The 6,346-nt window shown below is 55.4% G+C and carries 5 protein-coding genes; 3 read left to right on the top strand and 2 right to left on the bottom strand.

Annotation, left to right across the window (positions count from 1 at the left end; all coding sequences use genetic code 11):
• Positions 1-357: 357 nt before the first annotated feature.
• Both FS320_RS36010 and FS320_RS36005 read right to left on the bottom strand, forming a co-directional pair.
• A complete protein-coding gene (locus FS320_RS36010; protein WP_152717153.1) occupies positions 358-1,218 on the bottom strand; it encodes an ABC transporter permease in 861 nt (286 codons plus the stop codon).
• The gene (locus FS320_RS36005) at positions 1,218-2,009 is read right to left on the bottom strand and encodes an ABC transporter ATP-binding protein (protein ID WP_152717152.1); all 792 of its coding nucleotides are present in this window, start codon (positions 2,007-2,009) and stop codon (positions 1,218-1,220) included. Before FS320_RS36005 ends, FS320_RS36010 begins: the two co-directional genes overlap by 1 nt.
• 812 nt (positions 2,010-2,821) lie before the next feature.
• Between FS320_RS36005 and FS320_RS36000 the strand changes: the two genes are divergently transcribed.
• From FS320_RS36000 to FS320_RS35990, 3 genes are all read left to right on the top strand, one after another.
• Positions 2,822-3,643, top strand: coding sequence for an ABC transporter substrate-binding protein (locus FS320_RS36000; RefSeq protein WP_152737846.1), 822 nt, complete (start codon positions 2,822-2,824; stop codon positions 3,641-3,643).
• Positions 3,644-3,853 carry a hypothetical protein gene (locus FS320_RS35995; RefSeq protein ID WP_152717150.1) on the top strand — a complete coding sequence of 70 codons (210 nt, stop codon included), beginning with the start codon at positions 3,644-3,646 and terminating at the stop codon, positions 3,851-3,853. It begins immediately after the preceding gene.
• A gap of 425 nt (positions 3,854-4,278) precedes the next feature.
• Positions 4,279-5,649 carry an MFS transporter gene (locus FS320_RS35990; protein WP_152717149.1) on the top strand — a complete coding sequence of 457 codons (1,371 nt, stop codon included), beginning with the start codon at positions 4,279-4,281 and terminating at the stop codon, positions 5,647-5,649.
• Positions 5,650-6,346: the final 697 nt, after the last annotated feature.

Raw genomic sequence — 6,346 nt, 5'->3', positions numbered from 1 at the left:
GAGAGAAAAGAGAAAACCCGGCCCATGAGACACCTGTCGCAGACGATGAGGTGCTCGATAAGGAATCACGACGGGTGTCGGTCAGGCAAGCGCGGCCGATCAGCCCAAAAATGTGGGTAATTGAAAGGTTCGCGGAACGCCTACCCGAGCGAGGAAAGCTCTTTTAGCCGTTGATCATGTACCTGCCATTTTCTCCCTGCACTTGGGGTTAGCGATGTCTGCTAGAAGCGAGCAACCCTCCGCGGCCCCTTGCGGTGCTTTCATAACTAGCTTGGATAGCAGGATCTTTCGGACACGCTCCTCACGCAGATCTCCGTATCAGCTGTTACGCTAACCTCGACATGGGGCACTTCTGTTTCACAGCGTTGCCGGCTTCCAGCGAAGCAAGTGCTTTTCGATTTGACCGACTATTGCGTTTACGAGGAGGCCCAGTGCGGTCGTGATAGCAAGAGTTGCGAACAAGCTCGCGGTGTCAAACTGGTTAGCGTAGAACGAGATCATATACCCGAGCCCAACGTTTGAGGTGAACATCTCAGCGACGATGGCCCCGACAAGGGCATATGGCACTGAGATCCGCAGACCAGCGAAGAGCCACGCAAGTGCTGAAGGTATTAGGATCTTTTTAACGGTGTCGGCACGCGAAGCACCCATCACCCGGATTACGTCGATAAGATCTTGGCTTACGTCCCTAACGCCACTCAGCGTGTTCATGAAAACCGGAAAGAAGACGAGTAACGCAGTGTAGATTACCTTCGTCTGAAGGCCGATGCCGAACCAAAGGATAAACAGTGGAATCAGCGCAATGCGTGGTAGCGAGTAAAATCCCACGAGGTATGGATCTAGAATCCTGGCAATGAGGCGGTTGGCGCCGCATATCACGCCCATCGTCATGCCGGCTACTACACCAATAGCGAATCCCACAACAGCCTCAAGCATCGTGACGGATATATTCGCCACCAAGCTACCGCTTGACAAAAGCTTCACGAATGCAACGACGATTCGCGACGGACTGCTGATCCAGAAATCAGAGATCCAGCGCCCACTAACCCATTCCCAAGCGGAGAGCACGAGAACAGCGAGGATTACGCGGGAGGCAATGACAATGATAGCTTCGCGCCGCCGTGCCTTGATGCTTGGATCGACGGTAAAGACCTGATCCTCATCGAGAGCAAGCCCAATGTCTGTAGCGCGACCTGAAGTCATCTCAATATTGCTCATTAGACATCGGCTCCCTGATGCATATCTTCCTTGAGAGAAGCCCACAGCCGCTCAAAGTACTGACCGAATTCCGGGAGAAACCGGATACTGAAAACGTCGCGAGGGCGCGGCAGCTCGATACGCTCTATTATGCGAATTCGCCCCGGCCGAGTTGACATCACGATGACTCTGTCAGCCAGTGAAATGGCTTCTGTTAGATCGTGCGTCACAAATATAAGTGTCTTGCCCGAGCCCTCCCAAGTCTTAAGAAGTTCGGCTTGCAGCACCAACCGCAACTGTGCATCCAGAGCGCCAAAGGGCTCGTCCATCAGAAGTGTATCAGGCTCGTAAACAAGTGAACGCGCAAGTTGCGCGCGTTTGCGCATACCACCGGAAAGTTCGGCTGGATAGTGTTTCTCGAAGCCCTTGAGACCGACGACATCAATATATTTCTGTGCCCGTTCCTTCCGCTCGCCGACTGGCATGCGCGAGCGCGTTTTGAGTTCAAAAGGCAAGAGCACATTGTCTTCAACTGTTCGCCAAGGTAGCAAGTTGTCTCGCTGGGTGACGTAGCTGACGTGAGAGTTGACGCCTGAAATCGGTTTGCCGTCATAGTACACCTCACCGAGGCCAGGCTCCATTAGACCAGCTGCAAGGTTTAAGAGAGTAGATTTTCCACAGCCACTAGGGCCGACGATTGCCAAGAGTTCGCCCTGCTCTACCTCTGTGGAAACATTCCTCAAGGCATGGATGCGCGTATCGCCCTTGAAAAAAACCTTCGAAACGCTCCGAAATTCCAGTATTGGCGCCATGAACCTCCTCCTATACTTTGTATTTTCTGGTTCTTGGACAGCTCTACCTTGGCACTCACGGAGCGCCAGATTGTTCGAACGATCCCCATTGCAAACGCGTCTCAGCTGTACACTTTGCCTTCCAATAGTGAGCCGAAACGCAATTTATGTCAATGGGTGAGATTTGTTGGCACTCTTCTGGGTTGCAATGCGTGCGCGTCTGGTTGCGCACACGTGGAAGCTGTGACGGAGCATAGCCCGAGCAACTAGATAGTCTTGTGCGAGGTGCCCGCGTGACCTGCTTACCTGGCAGGCTTGTTCCAAAGCAGAGTCTCTCAGTAACGTTCCAGACGCTGGCCTCGTTGGGACTTGGCGATATCAACCCTATGCGCTCATCAAGATGATCCTTGCCACAAAGGCCCCTAGAGACGAACGCCGCCCTAGCGGACGGATTGACGCTCGAGATCCTTTGAGCTTTCTAGATGTTCTGGGTCGAAAGGTCGGTGACGGATCTCCCTGCCCAGGTAATGCAGGTCGGGGCACGCGGCCTTTGCGCCGAAACACCACCCGTCTCTATATTCGTTCGGACGGGTTGTAATTTATCTCAATATACGGCACTAAGTGGAAGTGGCTCGCCTGGGAACTTTGCACGGTCTTAGATCAGTGCGAGGCTAAGCAGAACAATGACTGGCTCTCCGTCGCGCTAGAGCGCTGAGTCGGGCAGGCTGGCTAGCGGAGGTCAACTTCTCCGATTCATGGTCGTGATAGGAAAGACATGATGAGCATTACGTTGGGCAGCACGACTAGGCGCGGCTTCATTGCCTGCTCCGGAGATGCGGTTTCCAGCCTCGCACTGCCGAGTGCTGTCGATAGCGGCTCCCGAACGGAAGGTGACGATTATACATGCAACAAATACAGCTTTGGTCGCGTGGGCTCCCAGCTACCTCGCTGAGGCCCTCGGCTTCTATCACGACGAGGGGTTCGCCATTGAGCGCGTATCGAGCGGGAGCGGCCCCGCAAGCGTGACGGCGCTCATCTCAGGTTCGGGCACCTCCGTTCTCAACCCGCCGGGCGAGCTGCTTGTGGCGGTCGCGCGTGGCTTGGGCCTGAAAATTATCATGGCACAAGCGAATTATCAGACTCTGCACCTTGTCATATCCAAGCAGTTCGCCGAAAGACACTGGGTCGCGGAGGGGATGCCAATTCGCGAGCGCCTCGCGGCCGCGCAGAACTTCAAGGGCTTCCGCTGCGGTATCACGGCTCCGGGCAGCAGCACCGACTACGCAGCCCGCGCGGCATTCAAGAGCGCGGGTCTCGATCCGGTTGCGGATGTCCAGATCCTCCCGCTAGGTTCGACCCCAAGCGCTCTGGCCGCGATGCGCAACGGCAACATTGATGGCTTCACTGCCGCCTCGCCAGCACCGGAGATGGCGAAGCTACAGTTCGGAGCCATGATCTACTTCAGCGTTGGTCGGGACGAGATTCCTGGATTCAAACCGATGGCAGGGCAGGTGGTCGGGGTACGCAATGCGGACATAGAGAAGGGTCCCGACTTGTACGCGGCACTCGTGCGCGCAGACGTCAAGGCCATGCGCTATATTATTCAGGAGCCGCGGGCTGCCGGGGAGACACTCCAGAAGGCCCGCTACGAATAGATGGACAAGGAGCTGTGGAAGGAGGTTTGGGACGGCAACCTCAGGCAGTTCTCCACCCCTTACGTGAGCAAGGAGAGCGTACAAGCCTACATCACTAACGGTCTCGTGCCCTCGTCAGCGCAGCATACGATTGACCTCGACAGCGTGATCGACATGCGCTTCCTGGATCAGGCGGTGCAGCGGCTTGGCTGGAGCGATGTTCCGAGGTAGGCAATTCTGCCATCGATGCATTCTAACCGGCTTAACCCGCATGCGTCGGTCGGGCACTGACGGCGGCCGTTCCCTTGCCAGCGCGTGGGCACCATCCCCTATTTTCACCTCGAGGGGCGAGCAATAACCGCAGGAACAACTGGCTCAGCGCGATGGGGCAGATTTTCTCAAGTCGGGCCACTTGCAATTGACAAAATCTCGCTAATTGGGATACTCCGTGCATTAGTGGAAATAGGCGTGAGGAAACACAGCATACTGCCGAGCCGTGGCATCACTCTGGATCTACCCGGTCCATGTTCGGAATTCGCACGCACTGCGCATGGGCGGTCACACACGCACTTCTTCAACTATTTCGGCACTTGCAAGGAATAGTTGCAGCTTCCACGCTAGGCACGAACGCACGACATCCAGGATAGGGAGGAAAGATGGAAGGCACAAATCAGACCGTGAGCACACTCGGAGGCTTCGCCCCTCGGGTGATACCCACACAGTTGCGCCGTGGAAGCAATGCCCTCGAGAATACCGCTACCCGTGCGGAACGAGTGCGGCGGACCTCGCTTATCCGCGGAGTACTCGGTGTTTCGTTTGAGTACTATGACTATGTCGTATTCGCAGCCTTCGCGCCATACTTCGCTAATCAGTTCTTCCCACAAGACAACCCGATAGCGGCGGGCCTGAACACGCTCCTTGTATTCGCATTGGGTTTCGTAATGAGACCTCTGGGGGCAATGCTCGCTGGGAGGCTTGCTGACCGCTTTGGACGAAAGCCCGTGATGGTTGCCGCGCTAGCGCTAGCAGCCTGCGGGAGCTTAGCCATCGCGTGTGCACCGACCTATCATTCGATCGGGATCGCCGCCGTCTTTCTACTGGTAGCAGCCCGGCTGGCGCAAGGAGTCGCCCATGGAATGGAGAGCATATCAGCCTTCGTTTATACAGCGGAGATGGCCAGTCCAAAATGGCGTGCCCTTCAAAGCTGCGCTTACCCGATGGGGCTCAATTTAGGGGTAATGCAGGGAACTCTCTTTGGCGCGGTTCTCACCTCAGTTCTTAGTGACGCGGACATGCATCAATGGGGTTGGCGCATTCCTTTCATTGTAGGCGCGATGTATGGCCTCTTCATTGTCGTTCTTCGCCGGGGCATGGAAGAGTCATCAGCATATGAGGCGTCCAAAGCTAAAGCAAAATTTGAAGATCAAGGTTACTGGAGAAATGTCTGGAAATACAGGCGCATCGTTCTTGCCCTGTTGCTCATCTGGCCTGTTACGGCTACGGCAGCGTATACATTGTCCGTCAGTTTCAGCGAGTACGCCATCACAATGATTGGCGCAAATCCTCGTGACGCGTACTGGGCAGCCCTTATAGCGCAAACTGCATTTCTGTTTGCATTGCCTTGTTGGGCCATGATGTCCGATCGTTTTGGAAGAAAGTTCAATTATACGATCGGCTTTGCCTCTGTCATCCTCCTCGCGTACCCCCTCCAGCTTGCGCTAGGACCTTCGCTGCTACAGATTGCGATTCCGATGACCATCGGATTGCTCTTTTGGGCAGCGGTTGCATCCACGGAAATTGCTTTCATAAACGAGTTGATCCCAAATCGCGTCCGCGCCCAAGTGATGAGCATCCCATCATCAATGGGAGCTGTCCTGTTTGGCAGCACCGCGCCATACCTTCGCTCGTGGTCTACTGCATACGTGTCACCTCTGGCATTCACCGCATACTTTATTTTGCTTGCTGTCATTGGATTGATCGCGGTGCGGCAGCTTCCCGAGACCCGTGGAAGGGACCTTGCTGACTGACTGGCGCTTCATGAAGTTGCACGAGCTTGCAGTGTTGCCGGCGATGTGTCGGCAGCACTCACTAGGTTAACATAGGATCAGGATAGGACCCGCTTCCGTTGCCGCGATTAGATTAAGCGGAGCGACAACACTTCGGGTAAAGCTTCGGGATTAGCTACTCGATGAATAGTAAGATTCGTCTCATTTACCACCGGCATCCTACTGGAAATATAGCACGCCTCGAACACTCTCGATCCCGTCCGGACGACTACGCATTATTGTGGAGCAGGTGTCGGGGAGCAGCGCACTTCAATGGTGCTCGGATTTCTGGCGCTGACACCAAGTCCCATGCTGTTTTCAGAGATCGTGGCGGTCCTGGGCTCGTTTCAGAGGGCTACGTTCTCGCTACGTACTTCGTTATTATGTGCTTGCGCGTACCTGTTGCTCCGCATCCATGGCCGACCTCGCCGTCTTATGGTCTCGCCAAGCTCCTGTCGCAAAGGACGTCCGGATTGTAGCCCAAAGAACCGCTTGAATCGTCCGTGTCAGTATAATTCGCTTGCTTTCGTACTTACGGACCAACCTGAACAGGACGGATTCAAACGGTCGTCGCAACACCCTGAAGGAGGAGGTTGCGATGAGCATTCGAAAGCGCCGGTCGGATCGGTCTGGACGAGCGCCGTTGCCGTCACCGGGTCGGCCCCCTGTGGCGGGACGT

Origin of the sequence: Microvirga tunisiensis, from assembly GCF_009296175.1 — a bacterium.
Taxonomy (GTDB): domain Bacteria; phylum Pseudomonadota; class Alphaproteobacteria; order Rhizobiales; family Beijerinckiaceae; genus Microvirga; species Microvirga tunisiensis.
The sequence above is the reverse complement of the archived record's forward strand: the minus strand, read 5'-3'. Positions and strand labels throughout refer to the sequence as shown.